The sequence below is a fragment of the Bacillus sp. GMa5/1 genome (genome assembly GCF_050172015.1).
GTDB lineage: Bacteria > Bacillota > Bacilli > Bacillales > Bacillaceae_G > Bacillus_A > Bacillus_A cereus.
This window is the reverse complement of record NZ_JBNLYC010000453.1, coordinates 1-269: the sequence shown is the minus strand read 5'-3', so window position 1 is coordinate 269 and position 269 is coordinate 1. Positions and strand designations below refer to the sequence as shown.

The following is a 269-nucleotide window of genomic DNA, read 5'->3' as shown; positions in this document are numbered from 1 at the left end:
GTTCGGAACATGGCAAGGCGACAAGCCAGTGGATAAACAAATATTTGAGAAAAAATTCTCAGCTCCTAAAATAGCAGATGGAAAGATTGTTAGATACACTGTTACCTTCACGGTTCCACAGGATTACAACATGAGTAACGGATATATTTTCTTTGATATTTTCGCTTACGGACAAGTTGCATACGAACAATCTTGTATGGTTTCGGGTATTCAATTAGTAGAAGGGGAATTACCTTGTATCTACAATTGGGATTTATCCTACGCACAAT

The 269-nt window shown here is 37.5% G+C and carries 1 protein-coding gene; it reads left to right on the top strand.

The genetic code is table 11. From position 1 onward, the window contains the following. Nucleotides 1-28: 28 nt before the first annotated feature. On the top strand, nucleotides 29-269 hold a 241-nt coding region (locus ACQGSG_RS29405), incomplete at its 3' end, for a hypothetical protein (protein WP_426948805.1).